This is a genomic window from Candidatus Pantoea floridensis (assembly GCF_900215435.1).
Classification (GTDB): Bacteria; Pseudomonadota; Gammaproteobacteria; order Enterobacterales; family Enterobacteriaceae; genus Pantoea; species Pantoea floridensis.
In genome coordinates this window covers 3,674,642-3,696,373 of record NZ_OCMY01000001.1, presented here as the reverse complement: position 1 = coordinate 3,696,373, position 21,732 = coordinate 3,674,642, and the positions used below count along the sequence as shown (strand labels likewise).

At 52.9% G+C, this 21,732-nt stretch carries 27 protein-coding genes; 18 read left to right on the top strand and 9 right to left on the bottom strand.

Annotation, left to right across the window (positions count from 1 at the left end; all coding sequences use genetic code 11):
- The first annotated feature begins 14 nt into the window (after nucleotides 1-14).
- The 11 genes from fliJ (at nucleotide 15) to CRO19_RS17200 (ending at nucleotide 9,206) form a co-directional block, all read left to right on the top strand.
- Nucleotides 15-458, top strand: a complete 444-nt coding sequence (gene fliJ / locus CRO19_RS17250) for a flagellar export protein FliJ (protein ID WP_097096933.1) — start codon at nucleotides 15-17, stop codon at nucleotides 456-458.
- Nucleotides 455-1,717: a flagellar hook-length control protein FliK gene (locus CRO19_RS17245; protein ID WP_097096932.1), complete on the top strand. Its 1,263-nt coding sequence runs from the start codon at nucleotides 455-457 to the stop codon at nucleotides 1,715-1,717. The genes fliJ and CRO19_RS17245 overlap by 4 nt, the downstream gene beginning before the upstream one ends.
- A gap of 130 nt (nucleotides 1,718-1,847) precedes the next feature.
- Nucleotides 1,848-2,333 carry a flagellar basal body-associated protein FliL gene (fliL, locus tag CRO19_RS17240; protein ID WP_097096931.1) on the top strand — a complete coding sequence of 162 codons (486 nt, stop codon included), beginning with the start codon at nucleotides 1,848-1,850 and terminating at the stop codon, nucleotides 2,331-2,333.
- Between the two features lie 4 nt (nucleotides 2,334-2,337).
- Entirely contained in the window at nucleotides 2,338-3,345 is a 1,008-nt protein-coding gene (fliM, locus tag CRO19_RS17235) for a flagellar motor switch protein FliM (RefSeq protein WP_097096930.1), read from the top strand.
- On the top strand, nucleotides 3,338-3,748 hold the full coding sequence (gene fliN / locus CRO19_RS17230) for a flagellar motor switch protein FliN (RefSeq protein WP_008105402.1): 411 nt from the start codon (nucleotides 3,338-3,340) through the stop codon (nucleotides 3,746-3,748). Before fliM ends, fliN begins: the two co-directional genes overlap by 8 nt.
- Before the next feature lie 2 nt (nucleotides 3,749-3,750).
- On the top strand, nucleotides 3,751-4,143 hold the full coding sequence (gene fliO, locus CRO19_RS17225; protein WP_097096929.1) for a flagellar biosynthetic protein FliO: 393 nt from the start codon (nucleotides 3,751-3,753) through the stop codon (nucleotides 4,141-4,143).
- A gap of 2 nt (nucleotides 4,144-4,145) precedes the next feature.
- Nucleotides 4,146-4,877 carry a flagellar type III secretion system pore protein FliP gene (gene fliP / locus CRO19_RS17220; protein ID WP_097097688.1) on the top strand — a complete coding sequence of 244 codons (732 nt, stop codon included), beginning with the start codon at nucleotides 4,146-4,148 and terminating at the stop codon, nucleotides 4,875-4,877.
- Between the two features lie 40 nt (nucleotides 4,878-4,917).
- The gene (fliQ, locus tag CRO19_RS17215) at nucleotides 4,918-5,187 is read left to right on the top strand and encodes a flagellar biosynthesis protein FliQ (protein ID WP_097096928.1); all 270 of its coding nucleotides are present in this window, start codon (nucleotides 4,918-4,920) and stop codon (nucleotides 5,185-5,187) included.
- Complete coding sequence (fliR, locus tag CRO19_RS17210; RefSeq protein WP_097096927.1) at nucleotides 5,187-5,975, top strand: flagellar biosynthetic protein FliR; 789 nt, start codon at nucleotides 5,187-5,189, stop codon at nucleotides 5,973-5,975. The genes fliQ and fliR overlap by 1 nt, the downstream gene beginning before the upstream one ends.
- 629 nt (nucleotides 5,976-6,604) lie before the next feature.
- Nucleotides 6,605-7,240 carry a transcriptional regulator RcsA gene (rcsA, locus tag CRO19_RS17205; protein ID WP_097096926.1) on the top strand — a complete coding sequence of 212 codons (636 nt, stop codon included), beginning with the start codon at nucleotides 6,605-6,607 and terminating at the stop codon, nucleotides 7,238-7,240.
- Nucleotides 7,241-7,502: 262 nt separating this feature from the next.
- Nucleotides 7,503-9,206 carry a methyl-accepting chemotaxis protein gene (locus CRO19_RS17200; RefSeq protein WP_097096925.1) on the top strand — a complete coding sequence of 568 codons (1,704 nt, stop codon included), beginning with the start codon at nucleotides 7,503-7,505 and terminating at the stop codon, nucleotides 9,204-9,206.
- Between the two features lie 232 nt (nucleotides 9,207-9,438).
- Here the strand turns inward: CRO19_RS17200 and dsrB are convergent, their stop codons facing one another.
- Nucleotides 9,439-9,633, bottom strand: coding sequence for a protein DsrB (dsrB, locus tag CRO19_RS17190; RefSeq protein ID WP_097096923.1), 195 nt, complete (start codon nucleotides 9,631-9,633; stop codon nucleotides 9,439-9,441).
- 68 nt (nucleotides 9,634-9,701) lie between these two features.
- Nucleotides 9,702-9,860 (bottom strand): YqaE/Pmp3 family membrane protein, encoded by a 159-nt coding sequence (locus tag CRO19_RS17185; RefSeq protein ID WP_097096922.1) that lies wholly within the window; start codon nucleotides 9,858-9,860, stop codon nucleotides 9,702-9,704.
- Nucleotides 9,861-10,170: 310 nt separating this feature from the next.
- Here CRO19_RS17185 and CRO19_RS17180 point away from each other — a divergent pair, with 310 nt between their 5' ends.
- From CRO19_RS17180 to CRO19_RS17170, 3 genes are all read left to right on the top strand, one after another.
- Complete coding sequence (locus CRO19_RS17180; RefSeq protein ID WP_097096921.1) at nucleotides 10,171-10,404, top strand: DUF2525 domain-containing protein; 234 nt, start codon at nucleotides 10,171-10,173, stop codon at nucleotides 10,402-10,404.
- A 356-nt stretch (nucleotides 10,405-10,760) separates the two neighbouring features.
- On the top strand, nucleotides 10,761-11,558 hold the full coding sequence (locus CRO19_RS17175; protein WP_097096920.1) for a mannosyl-3-phosphoglycerate phosphatase-related protein: 798 nt from the start codon (nucleotides 10,761-10,763) through the stop codon (nucleotides 11,556-11,558).
- Nucleotides 11,559-11,584: 26 nt separating this feature from the next.
- Entirely contained in the window at nucleotides 11,585-12,805 is a 1,221-nt protein-coding gene (locus tag CRO19_RS17170) for a glycosyltransferase family protein (RefSeq protein WP_097096919.1), read from the top strand.
- Nucleotides 12,806-12,857: 52 nt separating this feature from the next.
- On the opposite strand, the gene CRO19_RS17165 is transcribed toward CRO19_RS17170, so the two are convergent.
- The 5 genes from CRO19_RS17165 to CRO19_RS17150 form a co-directional block, all read right to left on the bottom strand.
- Nucleotides 12,858-13,040: a YodC family protein gene (locus CRO19_RS17165; protein ID WP_097096918.1), complete on the bottom strand. Its 183-nt coding sequence runs from the start codon at nucleotides 13,038-13,040 to the stop codon at nucleotides 12,858-12,860.
- 180 nt (nucleotides 13,041-13,220) lie between these two features.
- Nucleotides 13,221-13,355, bottom strand: a complete 135-nt coding sequence (locus CRO19_RS26250; protein ID WP_320204517.1) for a hypothetical protein — start codon at nucleotides 13,353-13,355, stop codon at nucleotides 13,221-13,223.
- A 44-nt stretch (nucleotides 13,356-13,399) separates the two neighbouring features.
- Nucleotides 13,400-14,302, bottom strand: coding sequence for a DUF808 domain-containing protein (locus tag CRO19_RS17160; protein ID WP_097096917.1), 903 nt, complete (start codon nucleotides 14,300-14,302; stop codon nucleotides 13,400-13,402).
- A 15-nt stretch (nucleotides 14,303-14,317) separates the two neighbouring features.
- A complete protein-coding gene (locus CRO19_RS17155; RefSeq protein WP_097096916.1) occupies nucleotides 14,318-14,590 on the bottom strand; it encodes a hypothetical protein in 273 nt (90 codons plus the stop codon).
- Nucleotides 14,591-14,660: 70 nt separating this feature from the next.
- The gene (locus tag CRO19_RS17150) at nucleotides 14,661-15,137 is read right to left on the bottom strand and encodes a very short patch repair endonuclease (protein ID WP_097096915.1); all 477 of its coding nucleotides are present in this window, start codon (nucleotides 15,135-15,137) and stop codon (nucleotides 14,661-14,663) included.
- 128 nt (nucleotides 15,138-15,265) lie between these two features.
- Between CRO19_RS17150 and dcm the strand changes: the two genes are divergently transcribed.
- Both dcm and CRO19_RS17140 read left to right on the top strand, forming a co-directional pair.
- Complete coding sequence (gene dcm, locus CRO19_RS17145) at nucleotides 15,266-16,657, top strand: DNA (cytosine-5-)-methyltransferase (protein ID WP_097096914.1); 1,392 nt, start codon at nucleotides 15,266-15,268, stop codon at nucleotides 16,655-16,657.
- A 124-nt stretch (nucleotides 16,658-16,781) separates the two neighbouring features.
- Complete coding sequence (locus CRO19_RS17140) at nucleotides 16,782-18,383, top strand: methyl-accepting chemotaxis protein (protein WP_097096913.1); 1,602 nt, start codon at nucleotides 16,782-16,784, stop codon at nucleotides 18,381-18,383.
- Between the two features lie 41 nt (nucleotides 18,384-18,424).
- Here the strand turns inward: CRO19_RS17140 and CRO19_RS17135 are convergent, their stop codons facing one another.
- Complete coding sequence (locus tag CRO19_RS17135) at nucleotides 18,425-18,673, bottom strand: hypothetical protein (protein ID WP_097096912.1); 249 nt, start codon at nucleotides 18,671-18,673, stop codon at nucleotides 18,425-18,427.
- Between the two features lie 76 nt (nucleotides 18,674-18,749).
- Nucleotides 18,750-19,448 carry a phosphohydrolase gene (locus CRO19_RS17130; RefSeq protein ID WP_097096911.1) on the bottom strand — a complete coding sequence of 233 codons (699 nt, stop codon included), beginning with the start codon at nucleotides 19,446-19,448 and terminating at the stop codon, nucleotides 18,750-18,752.
- A gap of 589 nt (nucleotides 19,449-20,037) precedes the next feature.
- On the opposite strand from CRO19_RS17130, the gene CRO19_RS17125 reads away from it, so the two are divergent.
- Together CRO19_RS17125 and mtfA are read left to right on the top strand one after the other, a co-directional pair.
- A complete protein-coding gene (locus tag CRO19_RS17125) occupies nucleotides 20,038-20,718 on the top strand; it encodes an ASCH domain-containing protein (protein ID WP_097096910.1) in 681 nt (226 codons plus the stop codon).
- A 199-nt stretch (nucleotides 20,719-20,917) separates the two neighbouring features.
- Nucleotides 20,918-21,694, top strand: a complete 777-nt coding sequence (gene mtfA / locus CRO19_RS17120; RefSeq protein ID WP_097096909.1) for a DgsA anti-repressor MtfA — start codon at nucleotides 20,918-20,920, stop codon at nucleotides 21,692-21,694.
- The last annotated feature ends 38 nt before the right edge of the window (nucleotides 21,695-21,732 follow it).

The window sequence follows — 21,732 nt, the reverse complement described above, 5'->3', positions numbered from 1 at the left end:
AGCGAGGTTAAGCCATGAAAACGGCCAGTGCTATCAATAAGCTGCGCGATCTGGCAGAGCAAGAGCTGGAGAGCGCCGTGATTCATCTCGGCGATATGCGTCGCGGCGTACAGCAAGCCGATGAGCAGCTCACCATGCTGCTGGATTATCAGGATGAGTACCGCAATAAGCTCAATCAGGATATGTCCGGCGGCATCGCCAGCACCCGCTGGACCAATTATCACCAGTTTATTCAGACGCTGGAAAAAGCCATCGATCAGCATCGCCAACAGCTTTCGCAGTGGAATCAGCGTCTGGAAACCGCGCTGAGCAACTGGCGCGAAAAGCACAAGCGACTCAATGCCTATCAAACGCTGATTACGCGCGCTGAGGAAAATGCATTACGACAGGAAAACCGTCTCGATCAGAAACGGATGGATGAATTTGCCCAACGGGCCGCATTGAGGAAAGGCGAATGATTACGCTGCCAACAGTTGCAACGCAAACCTCGGGTTTAGGAGACGCAGACAGTTCAGTTTCCAGCGATCTTGTGCAAAGCGTGGATACGCTGCCGCAGGGATTTATTACTGAGCTGGGTAACCGCTTGCTAACCCTGGCGAAGCAACAAGGTGTTAACACGCAATCGTCTGATCTGACAGCAAAAGCTGATGAAAAAGACGTCACAAAAGCGTCATTAAGCGCGTTATTGCAGGCGCTGGAGAAACCCGAGGCGTTAAACACACTTTTACAGCCGGTTAACCCTAAAGCCACGCTGAATTCAGCCGATGATAAAGACAAGAGTGAGGCAAGTTCGTTAAGTGCCAGCGACTTACAGAATGTGCAGGCATTATTTGCCATGTTGCCGGTGGCACTCGAGAACCGCACCAGTCAGTCAACGGTAAGTAACAGCGTGAACGACGGCCATGCCGATACGCGCGCTTCGCTTAATTCGGCATTGTTAAGCAGTTCGCTGCAGGGTGCAGTAAAAGAAGAACAGGCGCAGCCGCAGAGTGGCCAGAAGAAGTCCAGCGATGCTGTAAACCTCTTAACGCAAACGGCTGCCAACACGCAGACCAGCAGCGCGAGCACCACGGCAAGCAACACCGGCGGGCTAACGCTGGATGAAAGTTTCAAACAGGTGCTGAATACGCTAAGCAAACCGGAAGAGCGCAGCGCGGCACAAAGCAGCAATGATCCGGTAACGCCGTTAACCAGCGCACCGCTAAGCAGCACCAGTTCGCTCATGACCAGCACCGCCTCGACCAGCACCACCCCGTCGACGCCGATGCTGAATGCGCAGCTCGGCAGTAACGAGTGGCAGCAGGCGCTGAGTCAGCAGATTGTGATGTTCAGTCGCAATGGGCAGCAGAACGCCGAATTGCGCTTACATCCGCAGGATCTGGGCGCTATCCAGATCAACCTGAGTCTCGATAAGGATCAGGCACAGTTAACAATGGTTTCCAGCCACAGCCAAGTGAGGGCCGCGCTGGAAGCGGCTCTTCCTCAGCTGCGTACAGCGCTGGCGGAGAGCGGTATAAACCTGGGACAGAGTAACGTCAGCAGCGACGCCTTCGCACAGGGCCAGAGTTATCAAGGCCAGCAGGAAGGACGTCGTGACGGACAGCACGGCAGCTTTACCCTCTCCCAGGACAATGACAACGAGATAACGCCTATTGCCGTCCCGGCAGCCCTTCAAGCGCGCGTGGCCGGTAACGGCGCTGTCGATATCTTTGCCTGACAGCCGCTAAACGCTGAAGGTAAGCGTAAAACCCGCGTCTTTTCTTCCCATTGTTTGACTTAAGACGCGGGATAATCTGTCCAGGTAAGCCGAGAGGCTTGCCCATAATTCACAGGAAGTAACTGCAAACATGTCTGATAACGCGAAAGCAAAAGGCCGCAAACGTTCACTACTAATTCCGGTGTTACTGATTGTAACGCTGGCCGCTTGCAGCGTGGCAGGCTATGCAGTCTGGCGAATGATGAATAAACACGAGGGCAGTCAAACGGAAGCGACGAAAGTCGAGCCACCGCCTGCTCCAGTATTTTTTGCAATGGATACGTTTACAGTAAACCTGGTCAATCCTGACAACGATCCCGACCGTGTGCTGTACGTGGGCTTCACCCTGCGTCTGCCCGATGAGGACACCCGTCGTCGGTTGAATGATTACCTGCCTGAAGTGCGCAGCCGTTTGCTGTTGCTGCTTTCGCGTCAAAGCGCAACCGTGCTGGCGACCGAGCAAGGCAAGCAGGCCCTGGTTGAGCAGATCAAACAGGTGCTGGCGCCGCCGCTGGTAAAAAATCAACCGACTCAGGTAGTCAGTGACGTGCTGTTTACCGCCTTCATTTTGAGGTGATTTAATGGGCGATAGCATTCTCTCCCAGGCTGAGATTGACGCGCTGCTTAATGGCGACAGTGACAGTGCGGAAGTAGAGAACAGTTCCAAAGGGGCAGATGGCGATATCCGTCCCTATGATCCCAATACCCAGCGTCGCGTGGTGCGTGAGCGTCTGCAGGCGCTGGAGATCATCAATGAGCGATTTGCCCGTCATTTCCGTATGGCGCTGTTTAACCTGCTGCGCCGTAGCCCAGATATTAGTGTGGGTGCGATCAAGATTCAGCCGTATCACGAGTTTGCCCGCAACCTGCCGGTGCCAACCAACCTGAACCTGATCCACCTGAAGCCGCTGCGCGGTACGGCGCTGGTGGTGTTTTCACCGAGCCTGGTGTTTATTGCTGTCGACAACCTGTTTGGCGGCGACGGTCGTTTTCCGACCAAAGTGGAAGGCCGTGAGTTCACCCATACCGAGCAGCGCGTGATTCGCCGCATGCTGAAGCTGGCGTTGGATGGCTACAGCGATGCCTGGAAGGCGATTTATCCGCTGGACGTGGAGTACGTGCGTTCAGAGATGCAGGTGAAATTCACCAACATCACCACCTCACCAAACGACATCGTGGTTAACACGCCGTTCCAGGTGGAGATTGGTAACCTGGTGGGTGAATTCAACATCTGTATACCGTTTTCGATGATTGAGCCGCTGCGCGAGCTGCTGGTCAATCCACCGCTGGAAAACTCGCGTCGGGAAGATAATCACTGGCGCGACAATCTGGTGAAACAGGTGCAGCACTCGGAGCTGGAGCTGATTGCCCACTTCGCGGAAACATCGCTGCGCCTGTCGCGCATTTTGCAGCTGAAACCCGGTGACGTCCTGCCCATTGAGAAGCCGGACCGCATCATTGCCCACGTCGATGGCGTACCGGTGCTCACCAGCCAATACGGCACCATCAATGGTCAGTATGCCCTGCGTGTAGAACATTTGATTAACCCGATTTTGAATTCGCTGAACGAGGAACAGCCCGATGAGTGACAGCAAGAAACCGTCCGACGACGACATCTCCGCGGACGATCTGTGGGCTGCAGCTATGAATGAACAAACCACCACCAGCGCGCCCGATCCCACCGAGAATGTTTTCAAATCCCTCGAGAATCCTGGCATTAGCGGTTCGCTGCAGGATATCGATCTGATTATGGATATCCCGGTCAAACTGACCGTGGAACTGGGCCGCACCAAGATGACTATCAAAGAGCTGCTGCGTCTGACGCAGGGTTCCGTGGTAGCGCTGGATGGGCTGGCCGGCGAGCCGCTGGATATTCTCATCAACGGCTATTTGATTGCGCAAGGTGAAGTGGTGGTGGTGAACGATAAGTACGGCGTGCGCATCACCGACATCATTACGCCGTCTGAACGTATGCGTCGCCTGAGCCGTTAAGCATGTTAAAAAACACGCAAACCGCACAGCCGGTTCACAGCCAGCCGGTGGTCTCTACCGGCTCGGTGATTGGACAAGTCAGCAGCGTGCTGGCGGTAATTGTGCTGCTGATTCTGGCCTGCGGCTGGCTGGCAAAGCGCCTGGGTTTTGCCCCGAAAACGGTGACGGGCCAGGCATTGAAAGTCAGCGCCACCGTACAGGTGGGTCAGCGTGAGCGTGTGGTGATTGTGGATACCGCCGATGCGCGTTTAGTGTTGGGCGTGACAGCTCAGCAAATCACGCATCTGCACTCTTTACCGCCGCTGCCCCCGGAAGAACAGACCGGGAACAGTGCGGCACCGCAGGATTTTCGTCAGCTATTCCAGAATCTGGTTAAACGTCCCGGAAAACCTTAATGATGCGTCGATTACTTCCTCTTCTGCCGCTGCTGTTGCTGGCACCGGTTGCCCATGCGCAGCTGCCGGGTTTAATCAGCCAGCCGCTGGCAAACGGTGGCCAGAGCTGGTCACTGCCGGTGCAAACCCTGGTGTTCATCACCTCGCTGACCTTTATACCAGCGGTGTTGTTGATGATGACCAGCTTCACCCGCATCATCATTGTGTTTGGTCTGCTGCGTAACGCCCTCGGTACGCCTTCCGCGCCGCCGAACCAGGTGCTGCTGGGCCTGGCGCTGTTTCTGACCTTCTTTATCATGGCGCCCACCTTCGACAAGATTTACTCCGACGCCTATGTGCCGTTCAGCCAGGACAAAATCAGCATGGCGGACGCCATTGATAAAGGGGCGCAGCCGCTGCGTGAATTTATGCTGCGTCAAACGCGTGAAGCGGATTTAGCACTGTTTGCGCGCCTGGCCAATACCGCGCCGATTCAGGGGCCGGAAGCGGTGCCGATGCGGATTTTGCTGCCCGCCTACGTTACCAGCGAACTGAAAACCGCTTTCCAGATTGGCTTCACCGTGTTTATCCCTTTCCTGATTATCGATCTGGTGGTGGCCAGCGTACTGATGGCCTTAGGGATGATGATGGTACCGCCCGCCACGATTTCCCTGCCGTTCAAGCTGATGCTGTTCGTGCTGGTTGATGGCTGGCAGCTGCTGGTGGGATCACTGGCGCAAAGTTTCTACTCTTGAGTGGCGTTCGCCCTCACCTTTCTTTCTCGAGGAGTGCAGCATGACACCTGAATCAGTAATGGTTATGGGCCAGGAAGCAATGCGCGTCGCCCTGTTGATGGCGGCACCGATGTTGCTGGTGGCCATGGTAAGCGGTTTGATTATCAGCGTGCTGCAGGCCGCCACGCAGATTAACGAACAGACGCTCTCCTTTATTCCCAAAATCATGGCCGTGGCGGCAACGGCGGTAATTGCCGGTCCGTGGATGCTCAACCTAATGCTCGACTATATCCGCACGCTGTTTAGCAACCTGCCTTACATCATTGGCTGATGATCAACCTCGATAGCAGCCAGCTGATCCATTGGGTCGCACAATTTTTCTGGCCGATGGTGCGTTTACTGGCGCTGTTTGCCAGCGCGCCAATGCTGAGCGAGAAATCGATCCCGAAGCGCGTAAAGATTGGCCTGGCGGTGCTCACTACCTGGATCATCATTCCGGTATTGCCGCCGGTGGAGGTCACCTTATTTACCCCAGCTGGATTCTGGTTGCTGCTACAACAGTTGCTAATTGGCATCAGCATTGGGCTGACCATGCAGTTCGCGTTTGCCGCGGTGCGTATGGCGGGTGAAGTGATTGGCTTGCAGATGGGGTTGTCCTTCGCCACCTTTTTTGACCCCGGTAGTCGATTAAACATGCCGGTGTTAGCGCGTTTTCTCGACATGCTGGCCATGCTGCTGTTTCTGACCTTCAACGGACACCTTTGGCTGATTTCACTGCTGGTGGACAGTTTTCATACTTTGCCGATTAACGATCAGCCACTCAACGCCAATGCCTTTATGGCGTTAGTGAAGTCCGCCGGATTAATTTTCCTTAATGGCATGATGTTAGCGCTGCCCTTAATAGTTCTGCTCCTCACGCTAAACATGGCACTAGGTTTGTTAAACCGTGTTTCACCACAACTCTCCATTTTTGCCATTGGCTTCCCGATTACCTTAACGGTGGGCATACTCAGCGTAGGGATGATGATGCCGCTGCTTGCTCCCTTCTGCGAACATCTGTTTAGCGAAGTCTTTGATTTACTCGCCCAGTTTATGTCAGAACTTTCCCGCGCAAGTTGATTAACTATTCTGTAGACGCCCTTAAGTAATAGTTAAGCAATCAAAATCAGTCTGTGCATTTTTCAAACCATATTTCTCAGAAATCAACTGAGGATATTCTGATAAATGCGCATTTTAGGTGAAAATTATTCTTATTAAACCGCGCTTCGCGTATTTTAGTCAGACGATTCTTAAGGTGACAAACCTTGGGGATTGGGTGTTGAAATGCTCAAAGGGCTGTTTTTAAACAAAAAAAAATTCACAGCGATTTTTCTTGTCTAAATCCCTTTTTTCCGGCATTGTCAACGCTCGCTAAAGCGTCACACTTTCGCGATTCAAATGTTTTTAAGAATTGTCCTATCAGATTTGTCTGTGATCTGCGCGATAGTGACAGGGCTCTCAAAACAGAGCGAATTAAACACTTAATACAAATTCTCAGCTATTCCCGCTATGGCTGGGTGAAGAGTGACGTGGATGTACTAAAAAAAAAACTTCGCAGCACGGTTCAGGGAAGAGTCATGATGGCGCATGGATAACTATCGCCAATCTGCCGAGCAGAATAAAAAAGTGTCTTTGGAAATTTCTCTCGTACCGCAAACGCGTATTCATCGTTGATTTAAACGGATAACAAATTGGTGAGGGTCGCTATAATGCCAACGATTATTATGGATTCATGTAATTACACACGCCTCGGATTGTCTGACTATATGTCTGCCAAGGGAGTTAAAAAGAAAAATATTACTCCTGTGTCTGACATTGAACAATTGCAGCAAAGATGTGAACAAATAAAGCCGGGCGTCGTGTTTATCAACGAAGAGTGCTTTATTCACGAATCCGATTCTAGCGATCGTATTCGTGCCATTATTATGCAGCATCCTGATACCTTATTCTTTATTTTCATGGCGATCTCGAATATCCATTTTGAGGAATACCTCTACGTTCGTAAGAACCTGATTATTACATCAAAATCGATAAAAACCTCGACGTTGGATTCCTTACTAGGAACCTACCTGCAAAAGAAACTCAACGCTTCGCCGCGTATTTCTGCTGGGCTCGACGTGCATCCGCTGACATTAAGTCAGACTGAATCTAATATGTTGAAAATGTGGATGTCAGGCCATGACACCATTCAAATTTCGGACAAGATGCAAATTAAAGCTAAAACCGTTTCGTCACACAAAGGTAATATTAAACGCAAAATTAAAACTCATAATAAGCAGGTTATTTATCATGTTGTCCGCTTGACTGATAATGTCACCTCAGGGATTTATGTTAACGTGCGATAATTACCTGAAGTTAATTTCCCAAAATAATTCAAGCGGCAGGAAGGCGGTAGCGGGATGAATTCCAGGGACTTACTCAAGTAAGTGGCTGGGGTAAACACCTGCAGCCATCGCGCCTGCAGCTTGAAGTATGCAGAGTAAAAGGGCTAATCGCGTGATTGGCCCTTTTACGTTTTGCGAGTTTGATCCCACTTTCCTGTCTAATCCTTTCTCCGGCCCTGCCGATGCTTACTCTCATAACACCTACCTACATGAGAGCAAGGATATGAAAACAGCATCGATTGATGAGCAATATAAGCTCAGCGTCTGGCAGAACCTGCGCCTGATGCCTCTGTTCAGTATGATCTTTGGTGGCATTCTGCTGCTTTTTGCCCTGTGCATTGGACTCGCCAGCTACTTTTTAATTCAAAGTAACAACTCCCTGAACGATGCCACGGAAGAGATTCAAATCCGTATGGGCATCTCTAATAGCTCAAACCACCTGCGCACCGCGCGTCTCAATGTACTGCAATCGGGTGCGGCCGCGCGTATTGGTGAAATGGACGGTTATCGTGCCGATTTAGCCCGCACCGAAATGCGGATTAAGCAGGCGCGTGAAGGCTTCAAGATTTATATGGATCGCAAGGCGAAAACTCCGGCTGACATTGCGCTTGATGAACCGCTGACCGCCAGCTTTAACGCCTACATCGATAAAGGCCTTAAGCCGATGATTGAATCGGCTAAGCAAGGCAGCTTTGAAGGCATCGTGGCGCAGGAAACGGACGTCACGCGCAAGCTGGATGATGCGTATAACGATGTGCTGTTGAAAGCGATTAAAATCCGCACCGACCGGGCGGAAACGATTAACGCTGAAGCCGCCCATCAATCACGCGTAGGATTTATTGCCATGGCGGCCGCTTTTGCCGCGGCTTTAGTGCTGGTACTGCTTACCTTTGTCTTCCTGCGTCGCGTGGTGATCTCGCCGCTGCGTCAATCCGTCGACCGTATCGAACGCATCGCTCAGGGCGATTTGACTGCGCCCGAGCAAGCCTATGGCCGCAGCGAGATTGGCAGCCTGCTGCATAATCTGCAATTGATGCAGGCATCGCTGGTGCGCACGGTAGGTACGGTGCGTGAAGGCGCGGTGGCGATCTATCAGGGCTCCAGCGAGATCTCTGCCGGCAACACCGATTTATCGTCGCGGACTGAAGAGCAGGCGTCGGCGCTTGAGCAAACCGCAGCCAGCATGGAGCAGCTAACTGCCACGGTGAAACAGAACGCCGAAAATGCCCATCATGCCAGCCAGCTGGCCGCAGATGCCTCAGGCAAAGCACGCAGCGGCGGCGATCTGGTCAATGGCGTGGTACAAACCATGAACAATATCTCCGGCAGTTCGAAGAAAATTGCTGAGATCACCAACGTCATTAATAGCATCGCTTTCCAGACCAATATTCTGGCGCTGAATGCCGCGGTTGAAGCGGCGCGAGCCGGTGAACAAGGCCGTGGCTTTGCAGTGGTAGCCAGCGAAGTGCGTAATCTTGCACAGCGTAGTGCGCAGGCGGCGAAAGAGATTGAAACGCTGATCGCTGAATCGGTGGGTTTAATTACCAATGGTTCACGTCAGGTAGGTGAAGCCGGTAACACCATGGGTGAAATTGTTGAAGCAGTACGCCGCGTCACCGATATTATGGCCGAAATCGCCGCCGCATCGGACGAGCAGAGCCGTGGCATTCAGCAGGTGAGCCTGGCGGTAACCGAAATGGATAACGTGACGCAGCAGAACGCCTCGCTGGTGGAGGAAGCCTCATCCGCGGCGGCTTCACTGGAAGATCAGGCAGGACGCTTGACGCAGGCGGTAGCGGTCTTCCGTTTGAGTGATAGCCCGGTGGCCCAGGCTGCTAAAGCCGCGCAGCCCACGTTGCGCACGCCGAACTTAGCGCCGCGCGCCGCTTTGGCGACGTCGGGAAATGATAATTGGGAGACGTTTTAAGCGTTGCTTTGAGGGAGGCCGCCGTAAATGGCATGCTCCCTCTCTACTTAGCAATCAATGGCGTATATTTTCAGGTGCGCATGAATGCGCACCCTACGAAATCCCAGCGAGATAGCGTAGGGGCGCCATTCATGGCGACCGTGCAACGCTAAACTGACAAGCATTACACCTTGGATGGCGATCCAACATTTATTCGGATGCGCATTGGTGCTCACCCGGAACACGGAAGCCATCAAGCCCCTTCATACGGCTCAACAAACACCCCTTCCGCATGCTCACTTTCATTAAAGAACCAGATGCCCAGCGGATAATCTTCCAGCGCCACCAGGTACATGATGCCTTCGTTAAATGCCTCAACGGCCAGCACCGTACCTACGCGACGCGGGCCACCGTCGGTTTTTACCGTAACGCGGTCATTCACCTTCATTGATTACTCTCCACAAATTGTCCTGCGACACAGTGTAACGGAAGATAATCAACAGCGCCTGATCGCGATCAGCGTCGTGCAATAACCCACACCGCATGCACGATGCCCGGAATGTAACCGCACAGCGTCAGCAGAATATTAAGCCAGAAGGCGCCACCAAAACCGACCTGCAGAAACACGCCCAGCGGCGGCAGTAAAATCGCAATCACAATACGAAGAAAATCCATACTAACTCCCTGATATCACTTATCAATAAGCGCTAAGCATAGACGCTGCTGCGCACAATGCACTTCAAACGAGGTAAAACTCTGTCAAGATGCGGCTTTTCGTTTTCTTTACGTTTCGCAGAGAGACTTTTGACGCGGGCTGCTCGTACACTTATTCGCACTGCACCAACCCCAAAGGCGCAGTCAACCTAAAAGTAACAAGGATTTTTGCCCGCGCAGCGCGGGCTTTTTTTTGCTTAAATCCCCCCGCCGCCCTCTTTGCATCAGCGTCTATACTGAAATGACAGCGGATCGCCTCTGGGAGGCCACCATGACTACGGCAAAAGAGTACAGCGAGAATGTGCAGCGCGAAGTGAATATTGATGTTGATGCTTTACTTGACGCGATACAGAAGAGAACCTCGGGCGAGGTAAAAGAGTTCATGGAAGCTGAGCAAGCCCATCGCGTCAGGGTAAACGGTGAGGCCTATGATTCTTACACTGAGCTAGCTGAAGCCTTTGAACTGGATATTCGTGATTTCGCCATCAGCGAAGTGAACCGTTGAAATCGATTTCAAAAAAATACCCGGCGGGAAGGCCGGGTAAAATAATTCAGTAAATTCGTTACACCAGGGAATTCTTAACACCCTGTCAGATTACGCTTTAGCTTACTTAAGACAAGTCTTAACCCTGCACGTAAATCGAACATTTTTGCATAACCTTTCAGCGGTAAAACCCTGCACGCCGCGTCACTGCTCACTATTTTCCATGCACGAAGTGCGCATAGATGATGCGGCTGCCTCTGTCATTTAAGAATTATCCTGGTTATCGCGGCCAGTAGCCCGGGAAAAAGTGTGATCGCGATTCCGCTATTATACTGATTACTCTTCGCTTTACGGATGCCACTGGCGTAAGGAGTGTGATGGTGCTGAGTCTTGACTCCCTAATGATCGTTACCGACCTTGATGGTTCGTTGTTGGACCATCATGACTACAACTGGGATGCCGCCAGTGAATGGCTGACACGCCTGAAACAACATCAGGTTCCGCTGGTAATTTGTTCCAGTAAAACCGCGGCCGAAATCATACCGCTGCAGAAGCGACTGGGCATTACCGGCGCGCCCTTTATTGCCGAAAACGGCGCGCGCGTGGTGCTAAGCGGCGCGCACACCGCGCCCACCGAACCCAGCGACGCCTATCGCGCGCTGTGCCAAACGCTCAAGGCTCTGCAATCCCACTTCCGCTTCAACGGTTTTCATGAATTTAGCGATGCTGAGGTCGCGCGTTTCACCGGGTTAACGTTGGCCGAGGCCAGCCAAAGCCGGCTGCGTGAAGCCTCCGAAGTGGTGTTGTGGCGTGATGACGAACACCGCTTAGCGGCATTTCGCAGCGCGCTGGCCAAGCATAATCTCGCGCTAACCCAGGGCGGGCGTTTCTGGCATGTGATGCCAGCAGGCTCGGGTAAAGGGATGGCGTTGGAGCAGATTCAGCAGCATGTCGCCCAGCAGGAAGGCAAAGCACGTATCACCTTAGGCTTAGGTGATGGCCCGAATGATATACCGATGCTGGAGCGCGCAGATTATGCCGTGGTGATAAAAGGCTTCAGTAAAACGCCGGTGAATTTGCAACGTAGTGATACGCAAAATGTTTACCACACCGCGCACGTCGGTCCACACGGCTGGCGTGAAGGACTGGATTATTTTCTGGCGCCGACTGAGTAACGACCTAACCCATACAGGATGAGACGATGAGTGATTTTTACCAGAATGGTGTCATTACTAATTTTCATAATCTCACCCACCGCAGCGTTGAATCGCTGGAAAAAGAGATGGTACGCTTTGCGCGCAAACGCAAAATGGGGCTCATTTTACCGTCGCTGTTCTCCGAGCTGGAAGGCCCTGCGCTGGACAACATCGTCAACGAACTGGCGAAAGTCCCCTATCTCGACGAGATTGTGATTGGTCTGGATCGCGCCGATCGCGACCAGTTTCTGTTCGCACGTGAATTTTTCTCGCGCCTGCCGCAGCGGCATCGCATTTTGTGGAATGATGGACCGCGGCTGAAAGCGCTGGATGCCGAGTTGGATAAAGAGGGATTATCGCCGAGCCAGCCCGGCAAAGGCCGCAACGTGTGGTTCTGTACCGGCTACACGTTGGCCTCCGATCGCACCCAGTGCGTGGCACTGCACGACTGCGATATCGTCACCTATGAGCGCGGTATGCTGGCGCGTCTGCTCTATCCGCTCGCCAATCCGGCTTTTCAGTATGAGTTCTGCAAAGGTTTTTATGCACGCGTGGCCGACGGCAAGCTAAATGGCCGCGTGGGGCGTTTGCTGGTGGGACCGCTGTTGCGCTCGCTGCAAAAGGTTTATGGCCATTCGGAGTATCTCGACTACCTCACCAGCTTCCGCTATCCGCTGTCTGGTGAATTTGCCATGCGTACTCACGTGCTTAACGGCATTAAGATTCCCGGCGACTGGGGATTGGAAATTGGCGTGCTTTCGGAGATTTATCGTAATTACACCACCCGCCAAACCTGCCAGGTTGAAATCGCCGATAATTACGACCACAAACATCAGCCGCTGGCTGAAGATGATGGCACCGGCGGATTAAAGCGCATGAGCAATGATATTGTGCAGTCGTTATTACGTAAATTGGCGACCATGGGCGTACCGCTCACCAGCGATTCGTTCCGCGTGCTGAAGGCAACGTACTATCGTAATGCGCTGGATATGATGGAGATCTATAACCACGAAGCCACCATGAACGGCCTCAAGTTTGATCAACACATCGAAGAAGCGGCGGTGGAGATGTTTACTCAGGCGATTCTCGATGCCGGACAGGCCTTTATTGAACGTCCTAACGAGAAGCCTTTTATTCCGAGCTGGAGCCGCGTGCAGTCGGCGTTTCCCGACATCCTGCAACGCATCTATCAGGCAGTAGAAGAGGATAATGACGGCAAGGTGTAGCCTGTGTGGGAGAACTACATTCGGGACGGCGCTGTTACCGTCCCGAATGTATTTAACTGGCCAGCTGCTGCGCGCCAGAAGAAGAGTGGCTGAGTTCGTCACTGTGAAATGCTTCACGGCGCACGCTATAGCCGTCATACCAACGACACTCGACCATTCCGCTGGCATAGCCGGTCACCACCATCGTGGGTCCGCCCTGTTTGTGCTGAACTTCGTCACTGATTGCAAAGATCATACCGCCCCCTCCTTTAACCGTTGAATGAACGATTTTAGGTATAGCAGCTGTGCACGTTTTTTTCCTATACGATAAATCTATTACTTCTACTAAATCAGAATAAGCAGTTAAAAATGCTGATAATAAAAAAAGCCGACAATTTTTATTGTCGGCTTTTAGCGCACGTCCTGGACAGGAAAATTAGATTTTGCAGCCTTCGCAATCCGCTTCATCGCTGAGATCTACAGGGACTTCGTTGGCTTTTTCTGCTGCTTTGGCCTCAGCCTGTTCCAGCTGTGCATCGATATCAAATTCAAACATATCGTCGTTCATCATCGTTCTCCTGACCGTGATTAGAAATTTACAGCGCTTTATAACCGCTAGCTGCGCAGCTTAGCAATCAGATTTACGCCCAGCAGCACGATCGACCCAATGATAAAGCCGATCACCAAATTAGCACCGTTGCTGAGCAGAGCGGAGATAAAACTGTTGAACCCGGCGCTGTATTCGCTGATGGCATGATGTAACGGCGTGATGCCGTGTACCACAATGCCGCCACCGACCAGAAACATCGCAAGGGTGCCCACCAGCGTCAGGATTTTCATCAGCCAGGGTGCCAGCGCCAGTAACACGCCACCTATTGCCTGCGCGACCGTGGAGGATTTCTCCTTAAGCCAGAAACCGAGATCGTCAATTTTCACAATCATCGCCACGATACCGTAAACGCCGATAGTGACTAAAATCGCCACGCCGGCCAGGATCAGCACCTGATTGAGCAGCGGCGCTTCGGAGACAATCCCCAGGGTTATCGCCACAATTTCCGCCGAGAGGATAAAGTCAGTGCGCACCGCGCCCTTCACTTTATCCTTTTCAAAGGCCCGCGCGTCCTGCTGCGCCAGCTTGTCCAGCCGCTGCTGCCGCGCCTCCGGGCTTTGTTCCGCCTTATCGTGGTTGAGGCTGTGCAGCACCTTCTCCACCCCTTCATAACAGAGATAGGCACCGCCAATCATTAACAGCGGGGTAATCAGCCACGGCGCAAACGCTGAAATAAGCAGCGCCAGCGGCACGAGGATCAATTTGTTAAGAAAAGAGCCCTTCGCCACCCCCCATACAACGGGCAGTTCCCGATTGGCTTTTACGCCGCTAACTTGTTGCGCATTGAGTGATAAATCGTCGCCCAATACGCCGGCGGTCTTCTTTGCCGCTACTTTGCCCATTACTGAGATATCGTCGAGCAAGGTCGCAATATCGTCCAGAAGCGTGAGTAAACTGGATCCTGCCAAAGTGGTATTCCTTATTTATTCCGGTTCGTGATCCTGACAACAGGGGCAACGCTCAACTGCCGTGACCGACATATCGGCAATGCCCACACAGTCCCATTCCACGCGTAACGGCCCGGTCAGATCGTCGGCATGCAGATACTTGCTTACCGGACTTTCCGTCATGCCGCTGATCTCTTCGGTGGCTACCAGCCGGTCGCCAAGATAAATGCGCGCTGTGGCGTGGGTATTCACCATCCGCTCATCGCGGAGTTGATACAGGCGCTTAACGGTAAGTTTGATGCTGCTCATGGCTCGATTCCGCGCTCCAGAGAAAAGGGAGATCTAAACTGTTATAACCGCTAAAAGCAACAATCACGCGTTAATCAACGCGATAGTGATGCAAACCCTGATGATCGATTTCGCTGCTGTCGTCAACCGCCAACAGCCACTCTTCCAGGCGTTCTATCAGCGCGCCGTCCTCCAGCTGCAGTTTGCCACGCAGCGCGCACTCCCAAACAATCAGTACTTTCCAGCCTCCTTCTCGCAGTTGTTGAATGTAACGTCGATCGCGTTCGACGTTACTATTGATTTTGCCACTCCAGAATTCAGAGCGCGTGGCCGGCATTTTGAAGAGATAGCAGTGATGGCGATGCCAGAAACAGCCATGCACAAAGATAATTGCTCTCTCCGCGGGCAAGACAAAATCAGGCCTGCCGGGCAGCGCCTTATCCTGCACGCGATAGGTAAAGCCGCGATCTTTCAAAATCAACGCAATGCGCTGCTCTATCGCCGTATCCTTATTACGAATGGCGCGCATGTTTTTGCTGCGTATAGCTTGCGAGTGGACGTCTGCCATGGCGTCTCCTTGTTTTGGCGCTCCTTCAACTTTAGCGGTTTAGCTCAAAAGCGAAAGCAAGCACCGCGCCAATTTCCTCGTTGCGTGATGAGTGTTAGCATAGCCGCCTCACTGTTAAGGAAATACGCATGCTAGCTCTCGACCCCGCCGCGCCCGTCCCTTCCACCTCTTCTCAGGATGACGCGACGTCGCTGTTACTGCAGGTGCTCGATATCTATGCCGCGCGTGATGTGGTGACCACGCTTAGCGAAGCCGGTGGCCTCGACTGGAGCGTGCCGCGTTTGAATCGCATCCGTACGGGCAAAAGTGTGGCACCGGCGCTCTCAAGCCGTGAAGTGGCCAGCCTGCAAGCCTTGCTCCCGGCACGTCCGGCCCACTATGATCACGCTACATTCCAGTTTATCGATCTGTTTGCCGGTATTGGCGGTATTCGCCGTGGCTTTGAGCAGATTGGCGGGCAGTGCGTGTTCACCAGCGAGTGGAATAAAGAAGCCGTGCGCACTTACAAAGCCAATTTATATAGCGATCCGCTTCAGCACCAGTTCAACAGTGATATTCGTCTGGTGACGCAACCGGCTGGCATCGATGATGAGCAGGCGATTTATCACTCTATCGATCGCGCCATTCCCGATCATCAGGTATTGCTGGCGGGCTTTCCTTGTCAGCCCTTCTCGCTGGCGGGCGTCAGCAAAAAGAATGCGCTCGGTCGCGCGCACGGGTTTGAGTGTGAAGCGCAGGGTACGCTGTTTTTCGATGTCGCGCGCATTCTTGCGGCCAAGAAGCCGCCGTTCTTTGTGCTGGAAAACGTCAAAAACCTTAAAAGCCACGATAAAGGACGCACCTTCGCCATCATCATGTCAACCCTGGATGAGCTGGGCTATGACGTGGCGGACGCCAACGACAGCGGCTTGCCGGATGCGAAAATTGTCGATTCGCGTCACTTCCTGCCGCAGCATCGTGAACGTATTGTGCTGGTAGGGATTCGCCGTGATAGCGGGCTCAGCAAGGGGTTTTCCCTGCGCGCCCTGCCCGCGCTCTATCCGCAACAGGTTCCGTCATTACAGAGCCTGCTGGAGCCACAGCCGGAGGCAAAATACACCTTGTCGCCAACCCTGTGGAATTATCTGTACCAGTATGCGAAAAAGCATAAAGCCAAAGGCAATGGATTCGGCTTTGGCCTCAACGATCCGCGTAAAGCCAATATTTGCGTGCGAACCCTATCGGCGCGTTATTACAAAGATGGCTCGGAAATCCTCATCGATCGTGGCTGGGATCAGGCTCAAGGCGAAGCGGACTTCCAGCACCCCGCAAACATGGCGCGTCGCCCACGCCGCTTGACGCCGCGCGAATGTGCCCGTCTGATGGGATTTGAAGCGCCAGGCGAAACGCATTTTCGTATTCCCGTCTCAGACACTCAGGCCTACAAGCAGTTTGGCAACTCGGTAGTGGTGCCGGTATTTGCTGCGGTCGCACAGCTGCTATTGCCGCTGATTGAACAACACGCGCGCCAAAACAGTTAGCGCTTCAGGACCACAATTTCATTTAGGGCCGCGCTTTATGCTGTTTTCAGCAGAATCGCGCCCGCTGTCACCAAACTGTCACGCACGCTGCCAATACTCCTTTTTTATTTTTTGGAGGCGTTCGATGTCACTCCTTTCCGTTATCGCGCTGCCGCTGCGGCTGCGCTCGCGCGTCTCTCTGCGCATCCCGCTATGGCTCACCAGTTTGCGAAGTCAGTTCCTGTTGTTCATTGTGCTGTTCTGTTTGCTGCAGTTTGCCGGCGTCCTGCTACTCAACGGGCAGGTAAACCAGACGCAGACATCGCTGCAGCAGGCTAATCAGCTGCGCGAACGCCTGGCGCTGTTGGATAAAGCCCGCATCGAACTGCTCACCGCCAGCGACAATAGCCACCGCGCCGGGATTTATTTAATGCAGGATCAGCAAAGTGGCTCGGTGGATAGCTGGAAAAGTCTGGCCGCCGCCGCCAGTGATTCGCTTAACCAGGCCGAGCGGCAATTTACCGCTTATCATGCCAGGGCTGACAGCCCGCTGGCACAAGGGTTTGCCATGCTGGCGGCAGGTTTACAGGAGCAGCTGAAAGGTCTGGCTGCCAACGACATCAATGCCTTCTTTATGGTGCCGATGCAGGCATTCCAGCAACAGTTCAATGATGCCTGGTTTAATGAGATCGAACAGGCCAATCAGCAACTCGGCAGCGTGAATCACAATACGCTAAGCACGCTGAAGCAGAGCCGTAATCTGTCGCTCATCGTTAGCGCGGTGCTGATGCTCTTGTTAATGCTGGCCTCCAGCCTGCTGATGCGCGGGGTCCTGCTGCCGCTGCGGCGTGCCAACGGACAGCTGGCACAGATTGCCACTGGCGACCTGATCGCCTGTCATGACACGCCGCGTCGTCAATCGCTCGAGACGCGCCAACTGTTCCAGTCGATTGATACCATGCGCAGCGGCCTGCAACAGATTGTTAGCGACATCAACACCGTGGCGGTGAGCGTCGCCGCCGGTGCCGAAGAGATGCAGCAACACAATGAGAAGGTGATGCAGCAACATCAGAAGCAAAACGCCAGCTTCCATCATCTGTCGCAGCGTTTAGATCGCGTCTCTGAAGAGGTGGAGATTGGGACCCAGTTTTCGCTGCAGGCTACCCAGGAAGCACAATCGGCGGATGATCTGATGCGCAATTGCGCCGTAGAAGTCGATAAAATGGAAAATCAGATGCAGCAGATTGTCGCCGCGTCAGGGGATATCGCCGGTATTGTCGGCATGCTGGATAGCCTTTCGATGCAAACACGCCTGCTATCACTGAATGCCGCGATTGAGTCCGCGCATGCAGGTGCTTATGGGCGCAGTTTCTCGGTGGTCGCCAAAGAGATGGGCTTACTGTCTCAGCAAAGCGGCGCATCAACGCGACAGATCGATGGACTGATTCAGCACACACAGCAGCACGTCAATGATGGTTTCGATAAGGTTAAGGCGTTGGAAGTGCTTTTTGCACAGATCGGCGGTGCGGTTTCCGGCATTGTGACGCAGCTGAACGAGCTGCAGCAAAACAGTTCGGCACAGAGCCATCGGGTGAAAAAAATAGCCCGAGAAGTGGTCGAGATGAGCGACCAGCTGCAGCAAAACGAAGCCCTGAATGCGCAACAGGTGCAATCTGCCGTGCAGTTGCGTGCGCTATCTGACCGTCTGGCGCAGCGCGCGCAGCAGTTCCGTATTCACGACATTTAACGCCGCGTAATAAAAAACCCGTCAATCGACGGGTTTTCTGCTTATTTCTTCTTCTTGCTTTTCTTCAGCAGCGCCCGAACCTGTTTCAATTCGGCGGCTGAAAGCTGTTCGGTACAGGCTTCTTGCGTATCCAGGCTGTCAATGGCCGGGTGCTCAACCGCATCTAAACTGGCCTGCAGGCGGTTAACGATCTCCTGACTCATGGAGATTTGGTTATCTGCGGCTAACTGCTTGATGTGATCTTTCAGCGCCGGGTCAATTTTAATGGTTAAGTTAACGGTCTCGGTCATTTTCATACTCCCTTTTGATTTACAACAACGTAGCGGAAGCAGGTGAAAGTTAACAGACTGTCATAAAAATTTAATATTAAGAGTGTATGGGGCTTAAATCTCTTAATACTGACTCGTCAATTGAGGTCAGGTTGCCTTGTAGTTCTGCGCAAAGTTTCCCCATGTAGTGCACCAGAAATTCCGCGTTATGCTCCGCCAGAAGACGCCCTGCTTCCGTCTGCATGGTTTGCGGTAAACCGAGCAGCTTTTTCTGAAAATGGTCCAGCGTCCACTTTACATCATCCAGCTCACGCTCTTTTCCCAGCGGGTCTTCGCTATCAAACAGCGGCCGTCCAAGCGCTCCTGCCGTGTAGAAAACGCGCGCCAGGCCGATAGCACCTAAAGACTCCAGACGATCGGCGTCCTGGACGATTTTCGCTTCCAGCGTTTGTGGCGCAATGCGGGCGCTGAAGCTGTGCGCCTGAACCGCATGGGCCACGGCATCCAGACGCTCAAACGGGAAATCGGGGAAATCCTGCTGCAGAATTCGGCGTGTCTCTTGCGCGGCATAGGTTGAGGCCAAATGGCGCTCAGGGTGGTTTTTAGGCAGGTTAACCACATCGTGGAAATAGCAGGCGGTGAGGACCACCATCGGATCGGCATCGCTGTGCTGCATGATGCGTTTCGCGCTCATCCACACGCGGCGCAGATGCGCGATATCGTGGGCTTTGTCATCGTGCAACCAGTTCAGCTGCAGCCAGTTCTCATAGCGTTGTTGCCAGCGGGTAAGTGACATCGTGCTTCTCCTTTTATTGCTGTTATTTAGCACTGCCTGTACAGGGTGCTGCTCCTGCGGACATCATAGCGGCTGGGTAATGACACTTTTTTTACATCATTCCTGGATGTGCTAAGCAAAAAAATGCGATCCCGATCATGTTATAGCGCTGTTAACGCCGCTTGCCCAGCGCCCATTACGCTTTCGGCATTTCCTTAGCGTCGTTTTAGTTAACTAACTCTGTTTAATGGCGGTAATCTATTTAGGTCATCAACAAATTTCGCGACAGGGTTTTATTCCAGTTAAATATGCTGTCTTTTTGCCGTTAAAACGGGTTATTCAACGCGACATAATCTGAAAAGGTTCCCATTCTGGCCTTTATAACGTACTGTATCTGGAAAAATTCTGGCTTCCGATTCTGTCGAAGTCTTTTTCAGCACACATTTTGCTTATGAACCATTTTTAAAACCTAAAATTGCAAGAATTGCCTGATACTGAGGCGACAAATTATTAAGCAAACTGATTCAAACCCATTATGCTACTCCTCTCATCTACGGATGCGGAGGATGCTTCGCACTTTCCGGGTTGGTGAAACAATATGAGGTATGCAATGAAAGAACGGCCGATTCTTTTTTCCGAACAGCGGGTGCGCGCCCTGCTGGTTGGCCAGCAGACACAGACCCGACGCATTATGAAAACGCAGGCCTTTGGTCCAGGCCAGGATCACCATGAAGGCGTACATGCGTTTGACGTCAGCGCTAACCACCTGCACGGCTATAAATTAATGTCGATGACCGATGTCAGCTCACACTGCCCGTATGGCCAGGCGGGTGACGGATTGTGGGTACGTGAAACCTGGCGTGGCCCCATCGTTCCTGAAGAGCAGCTGGCTGAATACGAGCGCGATCCGCTGCCGTTCCGCCATCCCGCCTTTTGCCAGTATCGCGCCGACAGCAACGAGCTGGGGCAACTGGATGAGCATTTGCACAATGCCGAGCAGTTTGGCTGGCAAACAGCAATACATATGCCGCGCTGGGCCAGTCGTATCGATTTGCGAATTACCTCAGTGCGGGCCGAGAAAATTCAGGATATCAGTGAAGACGACATTATGGCGGAGGGCGTCCAGACCGATACGCACTTCCTGAACAACTTCTTCACCATGAACATGAATGCGGAATCACCGAAAGAAGCCTATCGCAAAGCGTGGCAGAAACAGTATGGCGCCACCAGCTGGGAAGTTAATCCTTGGGTATGGGTCATTGCCTTTGAACGTATTGAACGCGCAGGGTAAAGTGTTTGCCATCAACTGCGTCATTTAAGGTCGTCATGCGTGGCGACCTCTCCCCTTCCGATCTTACTTCCCGGTTTGCCACCTTTATCACAGACACATCGCTAACTAACTGGTTGAATAGTCGGCTTTGATTCCGCGCTGGCAATTTTCTCTTCGCCGCGTCAGGATACTGTTTTCGCCCTGAAGAGTGAGTGATGCGATGTTCAAATGGCCGTGGCATGCGCAAAGAGAGACTTCAGTCGTAGCGCTTCCCTGGCAGCAGGCGCTGGCGCAACCGATCTTCTCCCTGCTCGATCACCAGGAACAGCACGCTCTTGTTGCCCTCGCGCAGCGCTTTCTGCAGCAGAAAAAAATCTCTCCACTGCAAGGCCTGCAGCTCAATGAACTGCTGCTCACCCGTCTGGCGTTGTTATTTTGCCTGCCGGTATTGAAACTGGGCGTCGAGTGGCTCGATGGCTTTCATGAAGTGCTGATCTATCCCGAACCGTTTAATGTTGACGATCGCTGGGAAGATGACAATGGTCTGGTGCATCACGCGCCCGCAGTGCATGCCGGACAAAGCTGGACGCAAGGCCCGGTGGTGCTGAATGCGCTCGATATTCAGGATTCCTTTGATCTCTCCGGATTTAATCTGGTGATTCACGAAGTGGCACATAAGCTCGATGCGCGCGGCAGCGGCTACACCAGCGGCATTCCGGTGATGGCACTGCGCGATGTCGCTAGCTGGGAAAAAGATCTGCAACACGCCATGGCTGAGATTGAAGCCGAAGTGGAGCTGGTGGGTGAACAGGCCGCCACCATCGATCCGTACGCCGCCAGCGATGCCGCAGAATGCTTTGCGGTGCTGTCGGAATACTTCTTCAGCGCGCCTGATTTATTGGCCAACCGTTTTCCAGTGATGTATCAGCATCTCCAGCAATTCTATCGTCAGGACCCGCTGGCACGCCTGGCGCAATTGACATCAGAACCTGCTTAAATCGCGATCGCTTTGTACTATTGCTAGCCAATTGAATA

Bases quoted from the DNA above. Each gene is read 5' to 3' on its own strand.
- CRO19_RS17150 (WP_097096915.1), bottom strand. From the start codon at position 15,137: ATGGCAGACGTCCACTCGCAAGCTATACGCAGCAAAAACATGCGCGCC.
- CRO19_RS17140 (WP_097096913.1), top strand. From the start codon at position 16,782: ATGTCACTCCTTTCCGTTATCGCGCTGCCGCTGCGGCTGCGCTCGCGC.
- fliN (WP_008105402.1), top strand. From the start codon at position 3,338: ATGAGTGACAGCAAGAAACCGTCCGACGACGACATCTCCGCGGACGAT.
- fliM (WP_097096930.1), top strand. From the start codon at position 2,338: ATGGGCGATAGCATTCTCTCCCAGGCTGAGATTGACGCGCTGCTTAAT.
- dsrB (WP_097096923.1), bottom strand. From the start codon at position 9,633: ATGAAGGTGAATGACCGCGTTACGGTAAAAACCGACGGTGGCCCGCGT.
- fliO (WP_097096929.1), top strand. From the start codon at position 3,751: ATGTTAAAAAACACGCAAACCGCACAGCCGGTTCACAGCCAGCCGGTG.
- CRO19_RS17200 (WP_097096925.1), top strand. From the start codon at position 7,503: ATGAAAACAGCATCGATTGATGAGCAATATAAGCTCAGCGTCTGGCAG.
- fliL (WP_097096931.1), top strand. From the start codon at position 1,848: ATGTCTGATAACGCGAAAGCAAAAGGCCGCAAACGTTCACTACTAATT.
- fliJ (WP_097096933.1), top strand. From the start codon at position 15: ATGAAAACGGCCAGTGCTATCAATAAGCTGCGCGATCTGGCAGAGCAA.
- CRO19_RS26250 (WP_320204517.1), bottom strand. From the start codon at position 13,355: ATGATGAACGACGATATGTTTGAATTTGATATCGATGCACAGCTGGAA.
- CRO19_RS17175 (WP_097096920.1), top strand. From the start codon at position 10,761: ATGGTGCTGAGTCTTGACTCCCTAATGATCGTTACCGACCTTGATGGT.
- CRO19_RS17245 (WP_097096932.1), top strand. From the start codon at position 455: ATGATTACGCTGCCAACAGTTGCAACGCAAACCTCGGGTTTAGGAGAC.
- rcsA (WP_097096926.1), top strand. From the start codon at position 6,605: ATGCCAACGATTATTATGGATTCATGTAATTACACACGCCTCGGATTG.
- dcm (WP_097096914.1), top strand. From the start codon at position 15,266: ATGCTAGCTCTCGACCCCGCCGCGCCCGTCCCTTCCACCTCTTCTCAG.
- mtfA (WP_097096909.1), top strand. From the start codon at position 20,918: ATGTTCAAATGGCCGTGGCATGCGCAAAGAGAGACTTCAGTCGTAGCG.
- CRO19_RS17125 (WP_097096910.1), top strand. From the start codon at position 20,038: ATGAAAGAACGGCCGATTCTTTTTTCCGAACAGCGGGTGCGCGCCCTG.
- CRO19_RS17185 (WP_097096922.1), bottom strand. From the start codon at position 9,860: ATGGATTTTCTTCGTATTGTGATTGCGATTTTACTGCCGCCGCTGGGC.
- CRO19_RS17135 (WP_097096912.1), bottom strand. From the start codon at position 18,673: ATGACCGAGACCGTTAACTTAACCATTAAAATTGACCCGGCGCTGAAA.
- CRO19_RS17130 (WP_097096911.1), bottom strand. From the start codon at position 19,448: ATGTCACTTACCCGCTGGCAACAACGCTATGAGAACTGGCTGCAGCTG.
- fliQ (WP_097096928.1), top strand. From the start codon at position 4,918: ATGACACCTGAATCAGTAATGGTTATGGGCCAGGAAGCAATGCGCGTC.
- CRO19_RS17170 (WP_097096919.1), top strand. From the start codon at position 11,585: ATGAGTGATTTTTACCAGAATGGTGTCATTACTAATTTTCATAATCTC.
- CRO19_RS17180 (WP_097096921.1), top strand. From the start codon at position 10,171: ATGACTACGGCAAAAGAGTACAGCGAGAATGTGCAGCGCGAAGTGAAT.
- fliP (WP_097097688.1), top strand. From the start codon at position 4,146: ATGCGTCGATTACTTCCTCTTCTGCCGCTGCTGTTGCTGGCACCGGTT.
- CRO19_RS17165 (WP_097096918.1), bottom strand. From the start codon at position 13,040: ATGATCTTTGCAATCAGTGACGAAGTTCAGCACAAACAGGGCGGACCC.
- fliR (WP_097096927.1), top strand. From the start codon at position 5,187: ATGATCAACCTCGATAGCAGCCAGCTGATCCATTGGGTCGCACAATTT.
- CRO19_RS17155 (WP_097096916.1), bottom strand. From the start codon at position 14,590: ATGAGCAGCATCAAACTTACCGTTAAGCGCCTGTATCAACTCCGCGAT.